Origin of the sequence: Phenylobacterium aquaticum (assembly GCF_947378715.1) — a bacterium.
In the GTDB taxonomy this organism is placed as follows: domain Bacteria; phylum Pseudomonadota; class Alphaproteobacteria; order Caulobacterales; family Caulobacteraceae; genus Phenylobacterium; species Phenylobacterium aquaticum_A.
Genome location: NZ_CANCLE010000028.1, coordinates 1 through 17,405 on the forward strand (window position 1 = coordinate 1; position 17,405 = coordinate 17,405).

Genomic DNA, 17,405 nt, shown 5'->3' on the forward strand with positions numbered 1-17,405 from the left:
CGAGCCCCTGCCCGGCGCCGAACCCGAGGCCGAGCTCGAGGCTGTGGCCGAGGAAGCCGTGGCGGCCGAGGCCGTGGAAGACGCGGAGGATCCGTTCAAGATCCGGTCCGATGGCCCTGCGTGACCGACTGATCGCCCAGATCCGCGCCTCGGGTCCGATCACGGTCGCCCAGTACATGACCGCCTGCCTGCATGATCCGCAGGACGGCTACTACACCACGCGCCCGGCCCTGGGGGCCGACGGCGATTTCATCACCGCGCCCCTGGTCAGCCAGATGTTCGGCGAGTTGATCGGCCTGTGGCTGGTCGAGACCTGGGCGGCGCTGGGCCGCCCCGCGCCCTTCCGGCTGGTGGAGATGGGTCCCGGCGACGGGACCCTGAAGAGCGACATCCTGCGGGCCGCGCGGCTGGCCCCGGACTTCCTGGCCGCCGCCGAGCTGTGGCTGGTGGAGATCTCCGAACCTCTCCGGGCCCGTCAGGCCGCCAGGCTTGGCCAGGACCGCACGCGCTGGGCCGGGTCGTTGGCCGAGGTTCCGCAGGGCGCCCCGCTGCTGCTGGTCGCCAATGAGCTCCTCGACTGCCTGCCGCCGCGCCAGTTCGTACGGACCGGGCGGGGCTGGGCCGAGCGCATGATCAGTGTCTCGGCCTCGGGCGAGCTCGACTTCGGCCTGGGCGGCGCCATGCCCTTCCCCGTCCCCGCCGTTCTGGGCGAGGCGCCCGCCGGCGCGGTGCTGGAGATCTCGGCCGCGCAAAGCGCGCTGGGGGCCGAGCTCGGCGACCGGCTGGCCCGCGACGGCGGCGCGGCGCTGCTGATCGACTATGGCCGTGACGCGCCGGGCTTTGGCGACACCCTCCAGGCCCTGCGCCGCCATGTGAAGGTCGATCCCCTGGCCGAGCCGGGCCAGGCCGACCTGACCGTCCATGCCGACTTCCCGGCCGTGACCGCCGCCGCCCGCGCCGCAGGCTGCGAGACCGCCCCGGTCCTGACCCAGGGCGAGTTCCTGGTGCGGCTGGGCATAGGGTCGCGGGCGGAGGCGCTCGCCCATGCGCGGCCCGACATGGCCGAGCGAATTGAACGCCAGCTGGAGCGGCTGATCTCGCCGGACCAGATGGGAGAGCTGTTCAAGGTCGCCTGCCTGCATCAGCCTGGGCTCGCCCCGCCCGCTTTCGAGAGCTGAGTCATGACCGCCCTGCCCGCCCTGACCTCGCCCCTGCTGGAGCTGGCCGGCGTCCGACACGCCTTCTTCACCCGGGCGGGCGGTGTGTCTCAAGGGATCTATTCCAGCCTGAACGTCGGGCGCGGATCTTCGGACGAGGCGGCGGACGTCGCGGAGAACCGCCGGCGCGCGGCGGCCCATTTCGGCCTGGCCGAGGACGCGCTTTCGACCTGCTACCAGATCCATTCGGCGCAAGCCCTCGTCGCCGACGGGCCCTGGGGCCAGGCCCGGCCGCAGGGAGACGCGGTGGTGACGGCCTCGCCCGGGGTGCTGTGCGGGGCGCTGGCCGCCGATTGCGCGCCGATCCTGCTGGCCGATCCCAAGGCGGGAATCGTCGCCGCCGCCCATGCCGGCTGGAAAGGCGCCCTGACCGGGATAGCCCAGGCCACGGTCGCGGCCATGGTCGGCCAGGGAGCCAGGGCCGCAGACATCGTCGCGGTGGTCGGCCCCTGCATCGCCCAGGCCTCATACGAGGTCGGGCTGGAATTCCTGGAGCGGTTCACGGCGGAGGACGACGGACACGGACGCTTCTTCGCGGCGGGCCAGGCGGCGGACAAACGCCAGTTCGACCTGCCGGGCTTCGTCTTGTCGCAACTGCGGGTCGCAGGCGTCGAGGCTTGCGACTGGATCGGGGCCGACACCTGCGTCGAGGAGGATCGCTTCTTCTCCAATCGCCGGGCCTTCCGTAGGGGCGAACCGGACTTTGGACGGCTGCTGTCGGCCATCACCCTGACCTGAGTGTCGCGGGCGGGCGAATCCGCCTTGCCGGGCGCGACTTCGCTGCTACAAGCGCGGCCATCCGAACACCATGACTGCGCGGGGATTTTCATGAAGCTGCTGGCTGGCAACTCCAACCGTGGCCTTGCGGAGTCCGTCGCCGCGCATCTCGACCTCCCGCTCTGCCGGGCCCAGGTCAAGCGCTTCGCCGACAATGAGATCTTCGTCACCATCGACGAGAATGTCCGCGGCGAGGACGTCTTCGTCCTGCAGTCGACGAGCTACCCGGCCAACGACAATCTGATGGAGCTCCTGATCTGCATCGACGCGCTGAAGCGCGCCTCGGCCAAGCGGATCACGGCGGTCATGCCCTATTTCGGCTACGCCCGGCAGGACCGAAAGACCGGCGGCCGCACCCCGATCTCGGCCAAGCTGGTCTCCAACCTGATCACCCGGGCCGGCGCCGACCGGGTGCTGACCATGGACCTGCACTCGGGCCAGATTCAGGGCTTCTTCGACATCCCCACCGATAACCTGTTGTCCGCGCCGCTGCTGGCCGCCGACATCAAGGAAAATTACGAGAAGACCTCGGAGCTGATGATCGTCTCGCCGGACGTCGGCGGGGTGGTCCGCGCTCTGGCCGTCGCCAGCCGCCTGAACGCCGATCTCTCGATCGTCGACAAGCGCCGCTCGGGTCCGGGCAAGAGCGAGGTGGCCAACATCATCGGCGACGTCTCGGGCCGCCGCTGCATCCTGTTCGACGACATCATCGACGGCGGCGGCACCCTGTGTAACGCCGCCCAGGCCCTGGTGAACGGCGGGGCCACGGAGGTCTCGGCCTATGTCACCCACGGGGTGCTGTCGGGCGCGGCGGTCGACCGGGTCAACGCCTCGATCCTCAAGGAGCTGGTCATGACCGACTCCATCGCCGGCCCCGACCGGTCAGGCGACACCAGCAAGCTGCGCTATGTCAGCTGCGACAAGCTGCTGGGCGAGGCCATCCGCCGGATCGCCAACGAAGAGTCGGTCTCCAAACTGTTCGACTGACAGGGGAATAGGCTGGTCAGCCTCACGTCTTCGCGATCAGCTTGCCCAGCGGTCAAGCTCAGTAACCCGGTGGTCAGTGATCACGGTCACATTCCTGCCCGCGCTAGCGTGCTAGCTTGATCAAACTTGGTTCTGGGGAAGACGTCCGCATGACTTCCACTCTTCGTGTCACGGCGGCGGCCGCCGCCGCGGTCTTCCTGGCATTCCTGTCCGGTTGTGATGACGGCAAGCAGGGCCCACCGCCCGCGCCGCCTGCGCCGCCGCCGCCGGCCGTCAGCCTGGCGCCCAAGCTGATCGAGCAGGCCAGCGCCTATCGCTACTATATGAGCCACGCCACGGCGATCACCCCGGACTTCACGGACGGCGAGTCCATCGCCCGCTCGCTGAAGGTCGGCGCGTCCTACGAGCCCGTGCAGTTGCTGCGCGGCGCCATCGCCTATGGCGCGGTGGCGGCGCTGCAGGATCCCGACTTCGTCGCCGCCGTCCGCACCTTTTCCGTTGATCCGGAACAGCGCCGTCAGGTCGCCGCCCAGATCGTCCAGAACCCGGCCTATGTGGTCGGCATCGCCGGCTCGGCCAGCGCCGCCGGCCTGGCCGTCGCCGCCCTGGGCCAGGAGGGCCAGAAGCTCTACGACGCCGGCAAGGCGGTGAAGCAGTCGGCCTATGAGATCCAGAAGCAGAAGTGGTCCAAGGCCGACGTCGCCAACCGCGACCTGCGCCTGTCCCAGGCCAAGGCCCTGTCCGCCACCCCGCTGGTCGGCGACCTGGACGAGACCGCCCGCCTGCAGCAGGCGGTCGTCGGCGCGCAACCCATGGGCCTGACCGGCGCCGCGGCCGCCCCGCCCTACACCCCCGTCGTGGTCCGCAGCCTGGCCGTGGCGGCGCTCGCCATCCTGGGCGAAGCCGGCGACGCCAATCTCGACACGGTCATGGCGGTGATGGCCGAGCCCAATGTCGGCTTCTGCATGAACATGGCCAAGCTGAACCTCTATCAGTGCCTGGCGGTGGCCAAGCCGCACTATGAGGACGTGTTCTGCCTGGGCCAGCACATCATGATGGACACCGGCCGCTGCGTGATCAAAGCCTCGGGCCTGCCCGAGCCCTATGAGGCGAAATTCGTTCCCACAGTGCGGGTCGCGACCACTGAAAACGCCTATAAGCCCACGGTCGCGAAGGCCGCCGGCAAGGGTTCCGCGAAGAAGCGTTAAGTCACATGCTCCCGGCCGTTGCCACGGCCGGGAGTTTTGTGTATCTACGCCCACCTTTCGACCCCAAGAGGGTCGTCCGTCGCCGCGCGGGACCTATCGCGCGGCGGTTTCGTTTTGAGGCGAGGCGATGGCCGATATCGTTCTGAATGTTGAAGTCCGCGAACGCACGGGCACCGGTGGCGCTCGCGCCACGCGCGCCGAGGGCAAGGTTCCTGGCGTGCTGTATGGCGGATCCAAGGATCCGGTCGCCATCGCCGTGAAGTCCAATGAGTTCCGCAAGGCGCTCTATACGGGCAAGCTGCTGGGTCACCTGGTGACCCTGAAGTACGGCGACGAGACCCAGCCGGTCATCGCCAAGGCGATCGACATGCACCCGGTCAGCGATGAGCCGTGGCACTTCGACCTCTACCGGGTCGACGAGCACCAGCAGATCAAGATCCGCGTGCCGGTCCACTTCAAGAACCATGAAGCCTCGCCGGGCCTGAAAAAGGGCGGCACGCTGAACCTGGTCCTGCACGAGCTGGAGCTGAACTGCCCGGCCGACCACATTCCGGAAGAGCTGGTCTATGACCTGACCGGCCTGGAAATCGGCGACACCATCCGCGCGGGGAACTTCATCCTGCCGGAAGGCGTGTCCGTGGCCGGCGGCAAGGCCCTGGTCGTGGCCACCGTGGCCGGTTCCTCCGCTTCGGCTTCCGCCGAAGCCGCCGAGAACGCCGGGGCCTAAACCCCCGGCGCCTCCCCGGAGGGGCCCATGATCATCCTGGCGGGGCAGGGCAATCCTGGCCCACGCTATGCGGGCAATCGCCACAATGTCGGCTTCATGGCCGTCGACGAGATCGCGCGCCGCTGGCGCTTTGGTCCCGAACGCGCGCGCTTCAAGTCCCTGGTGCGCGAGGGCGAGATTGAGACGGATCAGGGCCCGATCAAGGCTCTGATCCTCAAGCCCCAGACCTTCTACAACGAGACCGGGCGCGCCGTCGGCGAGGCGCTGAAGTTCTACAAGCTCCAGCCCATGGACCTCGTCCTCTTCTATGATGAGATCGACCTGGCCCCTGGCCGCTTCCGCATGAAGACCGGCGGCGGAGCGGCGGGCAATAATGGCGTGCGCTCGGTCACCGCCCATCTCGGCCCCGACTTCCGCCGCGCCCGGCTGGGCGTCGGCCACCCCGGCCACAAGGACCGGGTGATGGGCCACGTGCTGTCGGACTTCCACAAGGTGGACCAGGCCTGGCTGGCCGAACTCCTGAAAGCCTGCGCCGAGGCCGCGCCGTTCCTGGCGTCGGGCGAGGATGAGAAGTATCAGGCCGAGGTGCTGCGCCTGGCCCCGGCCGAGAAGTCCGATCCCCGCAAGTCAGCCCCCTGAGGGAGTGTCCGAATGTCGCCGATCCTCATGCTTCTGCTGTCGCTCGGGTTCTCGATCGGCCTGTGCGTCCACGTCGTCAGGACCCACAAGGAGATGTACTGGCTGTGGATCATCCTGGCGTTTCAGCCGCTGGGCGGGCTGGTCTATCTGATCGCCATACTGGGCCCCGAGCTGGTCCGGGGGCCGACGGTCCGCAAGATCCAGTCCCAGGCCCGCGAGAAGCTCGACCCCACCCGGGAATATCGCGAGGCCAAGCAGGCCTGTGACGACGCTCCCACGGTGCGCAACCAGAGCCGGCTGGCCGCCGCCGCCGTCAGCCTGGGCCGCCATGACGAGGCCGCCGCGCTCTACGCCCAGGCCGCCCAGGGCATCCACGCCGATGACGGGGTGCTGCTGCTGGGCTGGGCCAACGCCCTGATCGAGCTGGGACGGGCGCCTGAGGCCCTGCCGCTGCTCGACCGCCTGGGCCAGGACGAGAGCCGCGGACGCACGCCCAGCGCCGCCCTGGCGCTCGGACGGGCCTATGAGGCCGTGGGCCGGGCCGCCGAGGCCGAGACCGCCTATCAGTGGGCGGCGGACCGCCTGCCCGGTCTCGAGGGCCTGGGCCGCTACGCCGCCTTCCTGGCCAGGGCCGGCCGCAAGGACGAGGCCCGGGCCATGGTCGAGGACATGGACCGCCGCATCGCCAAGACCCATCCCCAGTTCCAGAAGGAAGGCCGCGCCTGGCGCGACCTCGCCGCCGGAGCGCTCAACAGCTGAACCCTGGCGAATCGCACGCTGGCCTTGGCCGGCGCCATTCGCCATAAGACGCCCCTCTCCTTTCCGAGGAATTCCATGGCCCTCAAAGTCGCCATCGTCGGTCTGCCCAATGTCGGCAAGTCGACCCTGTTCAATGCGCTCACCCAGACGGCGGCGGCCCAGGCCGCCAACTATCCGTTCTGCACCATCGAGCCCAACACCGGCGACGTGGCGGTGCCCGAACCGCGCCTGGAGGCCTTGGCGACGATCATCCCGTCCAAGGAGATCATTCCGGCGCGGATCAACTTCGTGGACATCGCCGGCCTGGTGCGCGGCGCGTCCAAGGGCGAGGGCCTGGGCAACCAGTTCCTGGCCAATATCCGCGACTGCGACGCCGTGGCCTTCGTGGCCCGCTGCTTCATCGATGACGACATCACCCACGTCGAGGGCAAGGTCGACCCGCTGTCGGACCTCGAGACCATCGAGACCGAGTTGATGCTGGCCGACCTCGAAAGCCTGGAGAAGCGGGTCGCCAATCTGGAGAAGCGCGCCAAGACCGGCGACAAGGACAGCGCCCTGACGCTCAAGCTGGTGCAGCTGGCGCTGACCGAGCTCAATGCCGGACGCCCCGCACGCAAGGCGGTGATTTCAGCCGAGGACGAGAAGGCCTGGCGCATGCTGCAGCTCCTGACCTCCAAGCCGGCGCTCTATGTCTCCAATGTCGATGAGGCCTCGGCCGCCGACGGCAACGAGATGTCCAACCTGGTCGCCGAGCGGGCCAAGCGCGACGGCGCCGACCATGTGGCGATCTCCGCCCAGATCGAGAGCGAGATCGCCCTGCTCGACGCCGCCGAGCGCGTCGAATTCCTGGAGACCCTGGGCCTCTCCGAGCCCGGCCTGAACAAGCTGATCCGCGAGGCCTACCATCTGCTGGGCCTGCAGACCTATTTCACGGTCGGCCCCAAGGAGGCCCGCGCCTGGCAGATCCACAAGGGCGACACCGCCCCCCAGGCCGCCGGCGTGATCCACACCGACTTCGAGAAGGGCTTCATCCGCGCCGAGACCATCGCCTATGAGGACTATATCAAGTTCAAGGGCGAAGCCGGCGCGCGCGAGGCCGGCAAGTTCCGCCAGGAAGGCAAGGAATACGTCGTCCACGACGGCGACGTGCTGAACTTCAGGTTCAACGTCTAGGGGGCGGCGGCTCACTCTCGCCTTACGAGCGACACCGGCGGATGATCGGGTCTCGCGCTCGCCGCGTAGCTGCCTACTTCGAATAGGGAGAGTCGGTCTGGGAGGATCGCGCGTCGTCTACGAGGCGGCGACTGATCTCTCCGATGTCACGTCGGTGTTTCTCCGGGTCAATCCCAAGCTTCGGAATGATCGGTGCCACCGCGATCTGTACAGCTTCGTCCGTGCGGGTGAACAGATCATGATCTCGCTCCAACTCACTGATCATAGCCAGGCGTCCGACTCGGTGAGCGAAAGCGATTGCTCGCTCCCGGAAGAAGCCGTGAGCAATGAAGTTCCGACGTCGCAGGGCCTCCTCCAATAGGGCGTCGAGCTGTGCATCGACCTTTAGGACGCTTCTGAACCGGTCGATTAGGGTTCCGAGGGGCAGCAAGTGGTGCTTGGCCATATAGGCGTCGAACATCGCCTCCCACTCAGCCCGGGAGGGAGCTTTGCGCTCCCTTTGCGCGCGGCCATGAACTTGAAGCATAAGCTCAGCCTGCATGAGCGCGATCGTTAGACCGGTCTCCACACAACTTGCCGCGTAGGCCGCTCGACCATAGTACGCGAAGACCTCGCGCACCTGGAATTCTGCGTCCGCGTCCTCTTCAATCTCATCCGTCATGAATGCACCCAGTGAGTCTGACGCGCCGCGCGGCTCGATATCGCAAGGGCCAGGGGCGCCATCTGGTTGAACGGCAGCGGATGGAACTCACCACACTAACTAAGAATCTCCAGCCCGTGCTTCTGGACAATCGCGAGCAGCTTCAGCGCCGCGCCACTGGGCTTCTTCGCCCCCGTCTCCCACTTCTCCACCGTGCTCTCGCTGGTGTTGAGATAGCGGGCGAAGACGGGCTGGCTGACATGGCAGCTCTCGCGCAGCCGTTTGATCTGCGCGGGCTCGATCATCGGCGGGGCGGTGAGGCAGGTCTCATCGAAGTCCCGCATCGTAGCCTTGTCGATTGTACCGGCCCGATGCATCCCGGCGACTGCGTCATGGATCGCCTCGAAGGCGTCGCTCTTAAATTTGCGCCTGGTCGTCATGACAGATCTCCACAATCGCCTCGGCCTCTAGCTCATTGTCGATCTCAACGTCGGTCTTCGCGGCATAGAGATCGGCCAACTTGCGGAAGGCCCTCAGTTCATCATCGTCGATGTTCGCCCGGTCCTTCTTCGCGAACAGATAGGCGTACACCCAATATCTTCGGCCCTTGGCCAGGATGATGCTGCGGCTGCGGTTCCGGTCGAGACGCTTCTTGAACACCCCGCCGCCCAGGTCATCCGCCTGGCCCGCCATCACCGCCCGCACGGCCGCGCAGAGTTCATCGTCCTTGATCCGCGCCTTCCTGGCCGCCTTGGTGAACCAGGCGGTCCTAAAGACCCGCGCGCCCATTCCCGCTACGACCATGGGAAACGTGAATAGCACTAAGTGCTACTGTAATCAATGACGGGAGGTTCCCTGTTGGAGGACCTTCGGCCCCCCTCGCAGAACCGTCTAAGCCTCTATCAAGTGCGGCACGAACCGCGCGAGGTTCTTGGTGATGATGCTGTCGTCCTCGCGGACCCCGATGCCTGCGGGCTGATTGCCGACGATCCAGGCGCCGATCACCGGCCGCTTGCCGGCGAAGTCCGGTGGGGGGTGATAGGCCTGGAGCACGGCGCCCTCCTGGCCATAGCCCTGGTCCAGGATCGGCTCCTCGCCTCCGACCACCTCGATATTGGCGCCCTCGCGGGAGAACAGCGGCTTGCGCACATGGCGAGGACCCAGGGCCGAGGCCCGGGGATCGTCCTCGAAATAGGCCTCAAGCAGGTTCGGGTGGCCGGGGTGGCGTTCCCAGAGCAAGGGCAGGATGCCCTTGTTGGACAGGATCGCCTTCCAGGCCGGCTCCATCCAGCGCACCCCGGCGGTCTTCAGGTGGACGGCATAGGGCTCGCGCAGCATGAATTCCCAAGGATAGAGCTTGAAGGCGGCCTGCAGCACCAGGTTGTCGGCATCGACGAACAGCCCCTCGGCATTGACCCCGATCTGGTCGATGGCCACGAATTTCGGATCGAGGCCCGCCTGCCGGGCCAGATCTTCGAAGAACCGCACGGTCTGCCGATCCTCGACCGCCCGGGCGTCGCTGGCGAAATGGACGAAGCCGCCGGTCGGAAACAGGGCCCTGAACCGATCGCGCAGGGCCTCGAACAGGCTGTTGAACTGGTCGGTTCCCGCCGGCAGGGCGCCGGAGGCCAGCAGGTCCTCCAACCATAGCCATTGGAAGGTGGCGGCCTCGAAGACGCTGGTCGGGGTGTCGGCGTTGTACTCGTAGAGCTTGGGCTTCGACACGCCATCATAGCCGAAGTCGAAGCGGCCATAGAGCGACGGCGCCTTGGCCCGCCAGGAGGCCGCGATGAAGTCCTGATGCTCCGGCGGGATCGCCAGGCGGGTCATCAGGGCCTCGCTGCCGGCTGCCTCGTCGACGAGATCGAGGCAAAGCTCGTGCAGCTCTTCCGCCGCCGGCTCCAGGTCGCCTTCCACCTCAGCCAGGGTGAAGGCGTAGGCCGCCGCCTCGTCCCAATAGGCCTGACCGTCGGTGTGATGATAGACGAAGCCGATGGCGTCCGCCTTGGCCTGCCAGTTTGCGCGCGGCGTCAGTTCCAGGCGGCGCACGCGGATTAGGTTTCGCTGCTCTTGGCGGGGTCGGCGACCTGCTGCTCGATCTGCAGCGGCGCCGCAGCAGGCGCGGCCAGACGCGCCAAGATGTCGTCGGCAGAGGACTGGCCCGGGCCGATGCCGGCCAGACGCAGCTTCTCGTCCAGATCGGCGCCCGTCCGGCGATCTTCCAGTTCACCGGCCGCCTTGATGCGCTCGCCCCGGATGGCCTGGCGTTCCTTGATCCGCGCCAGGCTGTCGGCGGCCGAGCCGAGGGAGGAGCCCGCGCCGGCCCCGCGCGCCGCCACCGAGGCCTGAGCCTTCTGGACGGACTCATTGACCTTCACGACCTCGACCTCGCGCCGCAGGGTCTCGATGCGGCGGTCGGTGGCGGTGATGGCCGCGTGCAGCTGGTCCTCGGCCCCGCGCATGTCGGCGATCTGGGGTTCTTTCAGGGCGATGTCCTGCTCCAGGTCGGCGATGCGCTGGGCCACCTGGCGGGCCAGGTCCATGTCGCCCTTGCCGACCGCGGCGCGGGCCGAGCCTTCGTACTTGCTCACCTGTTCCCGGAAGCTGGCCACTTCCTTTTCCAGGATCCGCCGGCGAGCCACCAGGGTGGCCATGTCGTCGCGGGCCTTTCCCTGGGCGGTGTCGGCGTCGCGGATTTCCTGATCCAGGATCCGCAGGGCGTTGGCGTCGACGACGGCGGCCGAGGCGTCATGCGCGCCCGCGCGGCCCAGGGTGATCAGCTTGCGCCAGATGGACATCGAAAGTCTCCCGGAACGGTATTAGGCGGCGGTAAAGGACGAGCGGAGGTCGGAGGCCGCCGCCAGGGCGTTCTCGGCCAGGACGCGCAGCTCGATCAGGATGTCGTCCAGCGACGAGGACGGGGCCAGCTCCCCGAACAGCTCATAGTAGTCGCGACCGCCCACGGTGCTGATCCCGAAATTGGACAGCGGCACCAGCTTCTGGGCCTTGAGCAGGAATTCGTTGAAGGCGTGCCGGTCCGGCTGTTCGTCGACCGGCCACAACAGGACCGAGGCCGCGATCTGCTGGTCACTGACGCTGACGAAGATCTCCAGGTCGCCATGCTCGTGCAGGGTGACCAGCAGGATGGGATCAGCGCCTTCGACGACGCGGGCCGTCATGGCCTCGCCGAGGCCGTTCGAAAGGGCGGCTTTCAGCGAGCGGACAGTCCAGGCATGGGTCGTCATCGGGCGTGGCCCTCCAAGGGTTCCAGGTCTCATACAAGATGGGAGGGCGAACACCAGTCGTCGAGGCCCTCGCCGGTCGGGCGGGGTGACAAGTTGGTAATGCGGCGCCCCCTTTTGCGCGCGGGGCCGGCGTCGTAGATGAGGGGAACATCGCCATCAGGTCCGCTTTGATGTTCAGCAAGCTTTTCGGACGCAAGACCGCGAGCGCGGCGCCCGGCCTGGCGGCGATCCGCAACATCACCCTGGGGCGGACCGTCTGGCTGGACAGCCTGGCCTGGCGGCGGTTTGGCGGCGACGCGCGGTTCGCCCTGGACCGCGACACCCTGGAGATCACCGCCCAGGGCCTGGTCGAGCTCAAGGACGGCGGCTTCGTCCATCGGTTCTACACCGACGACGATCTGATGTTTCAGGCTGTCTCGGACGATCGCGAGGGCCAGAGCCTGACCGACGTCACGGTGTTCATGCCCTGGGAGAGCACCTATCCCGGCGGTCGCGCCGATCGGGAGGCCTGGGCCGCGCGGCTCCGCGCCCGGGTGTTCACGGGCAAGGGCCTGGGCGACTATTCGCGCCTCTGGTTCGGCGACGAGGCCGAGAGCCAGGATCCCGTCACCTTCTGGGAAGACCTGCACGACGACCGGGACGGCATTCCCGACCGGCGCATCTTTCAGACCTGCATGCTGTTCGCCCGCGACCTGCCGGGCGACGGCCGTGAATTGCTGCTCGCTATCGAGCAGGAGAGCGAGGACCATGACGTCTCGTTCGAAATCATGCTCGGCATTCCGCTCGAAGCCGGCGAATTCAAAGCCTGACAGGAAAGACGCCCGACATGTTCGATCTTCAGGGGTTCGTCGCCAGCGCGGCGGCCTTCCTGGTGGCCTTCCTCGCCGCCGGACTGTTCACCGCCGCCTTCAAGGTCATCTATCAGTGGGTGACGCCCTATGATGAGGCCAAGCTGATCCGCGAGGGCAATGTGGCCGCCGCCCTGGCCCTGGGCGGCGCGCTGATTGGCTATGTGCTGCCGCTGGCCTCGGCGCTCAGCCACACCGTCTCGCTCCTGGAATTCTGCGCCTGGGCGGCCCTGGCGGGGGTCATCCAGATCGCGGCCTTCACCCTGATCCGCATGACGGTGATGAAGGATGTGTCGGCGCGCATCGAACGCGGCGAACTGGCCGCCGGCGTCTATCTGTCCAGCATCTCCCTGGCGGTCGGCCTGATCAACGCCGCCTGCATGACGTCTTGAGCCGCGCCATGACCGATCAACCGAAATCCCGTCTGAAACGCTCGCGCAGCCTGACCCTGACCAGCTTGATGGCCGGGGCGGCGGTGTCGGTCTCCGCCTGCGACGACACGCCGGCCGCGACCCAATGGGGCGACCCTCCGGCGGCGGAGGCCCGCACCTTCGCCAATCTGGACGAGTGCAAGGCCTCGGGCGATTTCACCGCCCAGCAATGCGAGACCACCCTGGCCGAAGCCCAGAAGGACAGCGCCGAGACCGCCCCCCGGTTCGCCAACCAGCAGAGCTGCGAAGAGCGCTACGGCGTTGACCAGTGCGTGCCGCGCTCGAGCCAGGGCGGCGGCAGCTTCTTCACGCCCTTGCTGACCGGCTTCATCATCGGTCAGGCCTTGAACAACATGGGCGGCTATCGCGGCGCCCCGATGTATCGCGACCGCGACGGGACCTATTATGGCGGCGGCGGCTATTCGCTGTCGCGGGACTACGTCACCGGTCGGCCCCGCGCGCGGGCGGAAAGCTTTGACGCCCCGGCACGGGCAGGCGCCCCCAGCCGCGTGCAGAGCCGCAGCTTCGTCATTTCCCGCGGCGGATTTGGCGGCGGCCATTCGTTCGGCGGCTGACCGGGTATCTGCCGCCCGACCCTGGACATCCTCGCCCACCGGCCTATCTGAGACTCCAAAATCCGGGAGGGACATGATGGGTGACTATTCCAAGCTGGCCGGGGCCGATGGGTTCCAGTTCACCGTCTATCGCGCGGCGCCCAAGGGCGAACGCAAGGGCGGGGTGGTGGTGATCCAGGAGATCTTCGGGATCGACGAACACATCCGCCGCGACGTCGATCGCTGGGCCGAGCTGGGCTATGAGGCCATCGCGCCGTCGCTCTACGACCGCCGCGAGGCGGGCTTCACCGCCGGCCATGACCAGGCCGGCATGACCGCCGGGATCACCCACGCCCGCGCCACACCGCTGGACCAGGCCCTGGCCGACGTCGACGCCTGTCGCGCGGCCATGGCTGCGGCTGGCAAGGTGTTCGTGGTCGGCTATTGCTATGGCGGCTCGCTGACCTGGCTGTCGGCCTGCCAGCTGGACGGCTTCGCGGCCGGCTCCAGCTATTATGGCAGCCTGGTCCAGGCCAATGCCGACAAGACCCCCAAGTGCCCAGTGATCATCCACCTGGGCCGCAAGGACGCGGGCATCCCCGCCGACGACGTCAAGGCCGCCGTCCAGGCCGCCAACCCCGGCGTGCCGGTCTATATCTATGAGGACGCCGGCCACGGCTTCAACAACGAGGACCCGCAGCGCCTGAACCAGGCCAGCGCCGACCTCGCCCGCCAGCGCACCCTCGACCTGTTCGCCGGCGCCTGAGCTGTGGGCGAGACGATCCGCCTGAAGAGCCGGTTCGACGGCTTCGAACTGGCGGCCTACCACGCCGGCGTCTCCGACGCCCGGCGGGGCGGGCTGGTGCTGGTCCAGGAGATCTTCGGGGTCACCGATCATATCCGCGCGCTCTGCGACGGGTTCGCGGAGGACGGCTATGAGGTGATCGCGCCCAGCTTCTATGACCGGATCGAGCCGGGCTTCGAGGCCGACTATGGCCCCGACGCCATCGCCAAGGGTGTGAAGTACTCGACCGAGACCCCCTGGGACCAGGTCGCCGGCGACCTGCAGGCGGCGATCGACGCGCTTGAGCCGCCGGTGTTCGTCACCGGCTTCTGCTGGGGCGGGGCGGCGACCTGGCTGGCGGCCTGCCGCTGCGACGGCGTGGCGGCGGCCTCGGCCTTCTACGGCCGGCGGATCAGCGAGTTGAAGGACGAGACGCCCAAGGTCCCGATCATCCTGCATTTCGGCAAGACCGACGCCTCGATCCCGCCGGAGAAGATCGCGGAGATCGAGGCCTTGCACCCGGACTTGCCCATCCACCAGTACGAGGCCGGCCACGGCTTCGTCTCCGATCGGCGGGCCGACTACGCCCCCGACGCCGCCAAGCTGGCCCGGTTGCGCACCCTCCAGGTGTTCGCCCGCAATGGCGGCGGGCGCAGCGAAGCCTGAGCCCTACCGCTCGAGGGCCTGACGCCGCTAAGCTGGACGGCGTGAAGCTCGCCCTGCCTGTCCTCGCCGTGCTGACGGCCCTGGCCGCCGCCCCGGCCCAGGCGGGCGAAGCGCCCTGCTGGCTGGACCAGGGGGTGCTGGTGGTCGCGGCCTCCGTGGCCGGAGCGGCAGGGGACTATATCCTCGACACCGCCACGCCCCGCACGACCCTGCACGAGACCCGCGCCCAGACCGAGGGCTATGCGACGACGACCTTGACCGGCGACGCCCGGGTAGCCGGCCAGACGGTGAAGGCCTTGCCGGTGCAGGTGGTCGATCTCGACGCCCGCACCCTGGCCTTCCCCACCCCGATCGCCGGGGTGATCGGGGCCGACCTGCTGTCGCGCTATGTGGTCGATATCCGCTTCGCGCCCTGCCGCGTAGGGCTGTACGCCCCGGGCGAGGCGCCCCGGCTGAAGCGCGGCCAGACCCTCCCCTTCACCCTGGCCGGAGACATTCCGGCGGTGATCGGCGCCGTCTCGGACGGACCCCGGGCGGCCTCGGGACCCCTGGTCATCGCCACCGGCGCGGACACCGGTCTGAGACTGGCGACAGGCCAGGCGAGCGCCCCGGGCGCCACCGAGCCCGGGAACCTGCTGCCCTATGGGATCTGGCGTGCGCGGCTGCGGGCGGCGTCCCTGGCCGGCGGGCTGTGGGAGAACCCGGCCGTCGGCCTGATCCCGGATGCCGTCCTGCCGCCCGGCGCCCTGGGGGCGGTGGGCCCGGCGCGGCTGGCGACCTGGCGACTGCGCATCGACTATCCTCGGCGCCGGGTGACCCTGGTTCAGGTCAGTGCAGCCCGGCCCAGATCCTGAGCGTGTCGGGGATCTGCGGCAGGACGTCGACGCAGGCGTGCAGCAGGACCACCAGCAGGAGGTTGCGGGTCCGGGCCCAGATCAGGCCGAACATCAGGGCGATGGGCGACAGGGTGGCGACCGTGAAGGCGATCACCTGTAGAAGGTCGGTGGAATAGCCGTCGACGCCCGGCGCGCCGCGCAGATAGAGCCCCGGAACGTGGCAGAGGGCGAAGACCAGGGCGCCGATCACCACGGCCCCCACCTCGCTGCGCAACACCGCCGAGAGCCGGGTCTGGAGCACGGCGCGGAACAGAAACTCCTCGCAGAGCCCGGCCTCCAGGGCGAGCCAGGCGAAGGCCAGGGGCGCCGCCCACACCAGATCCTGGATCGGTGGGTGCAGGCTGGCGATCTGCCCGAGGCTGGGACTGACCAGGCTGAGCAAGGCCAGCAGGATCAGACCCAGCACCAAGAGGGTCGGCCAGAAGCCCCTGGCTGCGGCGGCGGTTCCGAACAGCGGACCGAGGCGCGCGCCGAGCAGGGCGAGCAGCAGGGCCGGGCCGACAACATGCGCCACGAGCTTCACGCCGAGCACAACCAGCTCCTGGCCCTGGCCGGCGGGGACGGCCTCGCGCAGGGCGCCCATGCCCCAGCCGAGGAAGACGATCGCGTAGACCGCCAGATAGGCCAGCACCGCGCCGAGCTCGAGCCGGGGTCGGCGGACCTCGATCGGGCCGGGACGCGCCGCGCGGGTCAGGGCCCAGGCCAGGCCCGACAGAACGACCCCGAACACGCCGAGCGAGATGAGCGGAAAGGTCCAGTCCGCGTGGCGGCTGTAGAGATAGGCCGTGGCCGCGCCCCAGGTCGCCAGATAGGCGGCGCCATAGGCGAAGGCGGCGGCGCGGCCGCCGGGCATGCTGTTGCTCATAGAAACCCCCCAAAGGTCTGGAGGGCCGTATGGCGGGAGGGCCAAGCCCTTACAACTTATCGATTTTTCATGACCCGGCCGTAACGAAAAAGGCCCCGGGTTCGCCGGGGCCTTCTGGGTCTCTCGCTAGAGGCGGCTCCCTAGTGGGAGACGTTCCGCCAGATACGCTTGTAGCTGACATAGAGCAGGCCGGTGAAGATCAGCAGATAGATCATCGCGGCCAGGCCGAACGACTTGCGCTCTTCCATCTTGGGCTCGGAGGCCCAGACGAGGAAGGCGACAACGTCCTTGGCTTCCTGGTCGAGCGTGGCCTTGGTGCCGTCGTCGAAGGTCACCTTGTCGGCGACGAGCGGCGGCGGCATGGCGATGAAGCCACCCTCGGGGATGGTCGCGGCCGAGCCCTTCCAGAACGCGCCCATGTCGCCTGGCATGTACGGGTTGTAGTGCTTGCCGGGCGGAACGGTCATGTTCGGGCCGGCGTCTTCGTAGCCGGTCAGGATCGAATAGATGTAGCGCGGGCCCAGCTCGCGGGCCTTGGCCATGTCCGACAGGTCCGGCGGCAGAGCCCCACCGTTCGACGCGCGAGCCGCGGGCTCGTTCGGGAACGGGTTGGGGAACTTGTCGGCCGACGTGCCCGGACGCTGGACGACATCGCCGGTCTCAGAGTCGATATCGTTGACCTGATAGTCCTTGGCGATCGCCTTCACATACGGGTTGTCGTTCGGGTTCTTGTACTTCTCGTCATAGAAGGGACCACCCTTCTGGCCGAGATTGCGGAAGCTCATCAGGTTCATCGAGTGGCAGGCCGAGCAGACCTCCCGATAGACCTTGTAGCCCCGCTGAAGCTGACCCTGATCGAACTTGCCAAAGGGGCCTTCGAAGCTCCAGTGCATGTCCTTCGGTTCGGCGTGGGTCGTGGCCGCCATCGCCGGCGTGGCGATGATGGCGAGCCCAAGCGCCGCGAGCGCGATACCTTTACGCAGCATCTT

At 68.1% G+C, this 17,405-nt stretch carries 22 protein-coding genes; 14 read left to right on the forward strand and 8 right to left on the reverse strand.

Translation table 11 applies throughout. The features are described 5' to 3' along the window. The first annotated feature begins 110 nt into the window (after window positions 1–110). From Q7P21_RS05835 to ychF, 8 genes are all read left to right on the forward strand, one after another. On the forward strand, window positions 111–1,178 hold the full coding sequence (locus tag Q7P21_RS05835) for a class I SAM-dependent methyltransferase (RefSeq protein WP_304176173.1): 1,068 nt from the start codon (window positions 111–113) through the stop codon (window positions 1,176–1,178). A gap of 3 nt (window positions 1,179–1,181) precedes the next feature. Continuing rightward, window positions 1,182–1,955, forward strand: coding sequence for a peptidoglycan editing factor PgeF (gene pgeF / locus Q7P21_RS05840; RefSeq protein ID WP_304176175.1), 774 nt, complete (start codon window positions 1,182–1,184; stop codon window positions 1,953–1,955). Window positions 1,956–2,045: 90 nt separating this feature from the next. Continuing rightward, on the forward strand, window positions 2,046–2,981 hold the full coding sequence (locus Q7P21_RS05845) for a ribose-phosphate pyrophosphokinase (RefSeq protein WP_304164818.1): 936 nt from the start codon (window positions 2,046–2,048) through the stop codon (window positions 2,979–2,981). Between the two features lie 149 nt (window positions 2,982–3,130). After that, window positions 3,131–4,189 carry a hypothetical protein gene (locus Q7P21_RS05850; protein WP_304164815.1) on the forward strand — a complete coding sequence of 353 codons (1,059 nt, stop codon included), beginning with the start codon at window positions 3,131–3,133 and terminating at the stop codon, window positions 4,187–4,189. A gap of 127 nt (window positions 4,190–4,316) precedes the next feature. After that, complete coding sequence (locus Q7P21_RS05855; protein ID WP_304164813.1) at window positions 4,317–4,916, forward strand: 50S ribosomal protein L25/general stress protein Ctc; 600 nt, start codon at window positions 4,317–4,319, stop codon at window positions 4,914–4,916. Window positions 4,917–4,943: 27 nt separating this feature from the next. Further along, window positions 4,944–5,555, forward strand: coding sequence for an aminoacyl-tRNA hydrolase (gene pth, locus Q7P21_RS05860; protein ID WP_304164811.1), 612 nt, complete (start codon window positions 4,944–4,946; stop codon window positions 5,553–5,555). A 12-nt stretch (window positions 5,556–5,567) separates the two neighbouring features. Continuing rightward, on the forward strand, window positions 5,568–6,314 hold the full coding sequence (locus Q7P21_RS05865) for a tetratricopeptide repeat protein (protein WP_304164808.1): 747 nt from the start codon (window positions 5,568–5,570) through the stop codon (window positions 6,312–6,314). 75 nt (window positions 6,315–6,389) lie between these two features. Continuing rightward, the gene (ychF, locus tag Q7P21_RS05870; RefSeq protein ID WP_304164806.1) at window positions 6,390–7,487 is read left to right on the forward strand and encodes a redox-regulated ATPase YchF; all 1,098 of its coding nucleotides are present in this window, start codon (window positions 6,390–6,392) and stop codon (window positions 7,485–7,487) included. A gap of 73 nt (window positions 7,488–7,560) precedes the next feature. Here the strand turns inward: ychF and Q7P21_RS05875 are convergent, their stop codons facing one another. From Q7P21_RS05875 to Q7P21_RS05900, 6 genes are all read right to left on the reverse strand, one after another. Further along, the gene (locus Q7P21_RS05875; protein WP_304164803.1) at window positions 7,561–8,148 is read right to left on the reverse strand and encodes a hypothetical protein; all 588 of its coding nucleotides are present in this window, start codon (window positions 8,146–8,148) and stop codon (window positions 7,561–7,563) included. 95 nt (window positions 8,149–8,243) lie between these two features. After that, window positions 8,244–8,567, reverse strand: coding sequence for a DNA-binding transcriptional regulator (locus tag Q7P21_RS05880; RefSeq protein WP_304164801.1), 324 nt, complete (start codon window positions 8,565–8,567; stop codon window positions 8,244–8,246). After that, the gene (locus Q7P21_RS05885) at window positions 8,545–8,931 is read right to left on the reverse strand and encodes a type II toxin-antitoxin system RelE/ParE family toxin (protein WP_304164798.1); all 387 of its coding nucleotides are present in this window, start codon (window positions 8,929–8,931) and stop codon (window positions 8,545–8,547) included. Before Q7P21_RS05885 ends, Q7P21_RS05880 begins: the two co-directional genes overlap by 23 nt. 87 nt (window positions 8,932–9,018) lie before the next feature. After that, window positions 9,019–10,176 carry a glutathionylspermidine synthase family protein gene (locus Q7P21_RS05890; RefSeq protein ID WP_304176178.1) on the reverse strand — a complete coding sequence of 386 codons (1,158 nt, stop codon included), beginning with the start codon at window positions 10,174–10,176 and terminating at the stop codon, window positions 9,019–9,021. 5 nt (window positions 10,177–10,181) lie between these two features. Further along, the gene (locus Q7P21_RS05895; protein ID WP_304176180.1) at window positions 10,182–10,925 is read right to left on the reverse strand and encodes a PspA/IM30 family protein; all 744 of its coding nucleotides are present in this window, start codon (window positions 10,923–10,925) and stop codon (window positions 10,182–10,184) included. A gap of 21 nt (window positions 10,926–10,946) precedes the next feature. Continuing rightward, window positions 10,947–11,372 carry a YjfI family protein gene (locus Q7P21_RS05900; protein ID WP_304164791.1) on the reverse strand — a complete coding sequence of 142 codons (426 nt, stop codon included), beginning with the start codon at window positions 11,370–11,372 and terminating at the stop codon, window positions 10,947–10,949. 170 nt (window positions 11,373–11,542) lie between these two features. Between Q7P21_RS05900 and Q7P21_RS05905 the strand changes: the two genes are divergently transcribed. The 6 genes from Q7P21_RS05905 (at window position 11,543) to Q7P21_RS05930 (ending at window position 15,509) form a co-directional block, all read left to right on the forward strand. Beyond that, window positions 11,543–12,181 (forward strand): DUF2491 family protein, encoded by a 639-nt coding sequence (locus Q7P21_RS05905; protein WP_304176182.1) that lies wholly within the window; start codon window positions 11,543–11,545, stop codon window positions 12,179–12,181. A gap of 17 nt (window positions 12,182–12,198) precedes the next feature. Continuing rightward, entirely contained in the window at window positions 12,199–12,612 is a 414-nt protein-coding gene (locus Q7P21_RS05910) for a DUF350 domain-containing protein (RefSeq protein WP_304176184.1), read from the forward strand. Window positions 12,613–12,620: 8 nt separating this feature from the next. Next, window positions 12,621–13,226 (forward strand): DUF1190 domain-containing protein, encoded by a 606-nt coding sequence (locus tag Q7P21_RS05915; protein ID WP_304164786.1) that lies wholly within the window; start codon window positions 12,621–12,623, stop codon window positions 13,224–13,226. 76 nt (window positions 13,227–13,302) lie between these two features. Further along, the gene (locus Q7P21_RS05920; protein WP_304164783.1) at window positions 13,303–13,971 is read left to right on the forward strand and encodes a dienelactone hydrolase family protein; all 669 of its coding nucleotides are present in this window, start codon (window positions 13,303–13,305) and stop codon (window positions 13,969–13,971) included. Between the two features lie 3 nt (window positions 13,972–13,974). Then, on the forward strand, window positions 13,975–14,655 hold the full coding sequence (locus Q7P21_RS05925; RefSeq protein WP_304176186.1) for a dienelactone hydrolase family protein: 681 nt from the start codon (window positions 13,975–13,977) through the stop codon (window positions 14,653–14,655). A gap of 41 nt (window positions 14,656–14,696) precedes the next feature. After that, window positions 14,697–15,509 carry a hypothetical protein gene (locus Q7P21_RS05930; protein ID WP_304176189.1) on the forward strand — a complete coding sequence of 271 codons (813 nt, stop codon included), beginning with the start codon at window positions 14,697–14,699 and terminating at the stop codon, window positions 15,507–15,509. Here Q7P21_RS05930 and Q7P21_RS05935 read toward each other — a convergent pair. Both Q7P21_RS05935 and Q7P21_RS05940 read right to left on the reverse strand, forming a co-directional pair. Beyond that, entirely contained in the window at window positions 15,484–16,416 is a 933-nt protein-coding gene (locus tag Q7P21_RS05935; protein ID WP_304176191.1) for a CPBP family intramembrane glutamic endopeptidase, read from the reverse strand. The two genes, Q7P21_RS05930 and Q7P21_RS05935, sit on opposite strands and share 26 nt — an antisense overlap. Window positions 16,417–16,556: 140 nt before the next feature. After that, entirely contained in the window at window positions 16,557–17,402 is an 846-nt protein-coding gene (locus Q7P21_RS05940) for a cytochrome c1 (protein ID WP_304176193.1), read from the reverse strand. Window positions 17,403–17,405: the final 3 nt, after the last annotated feature.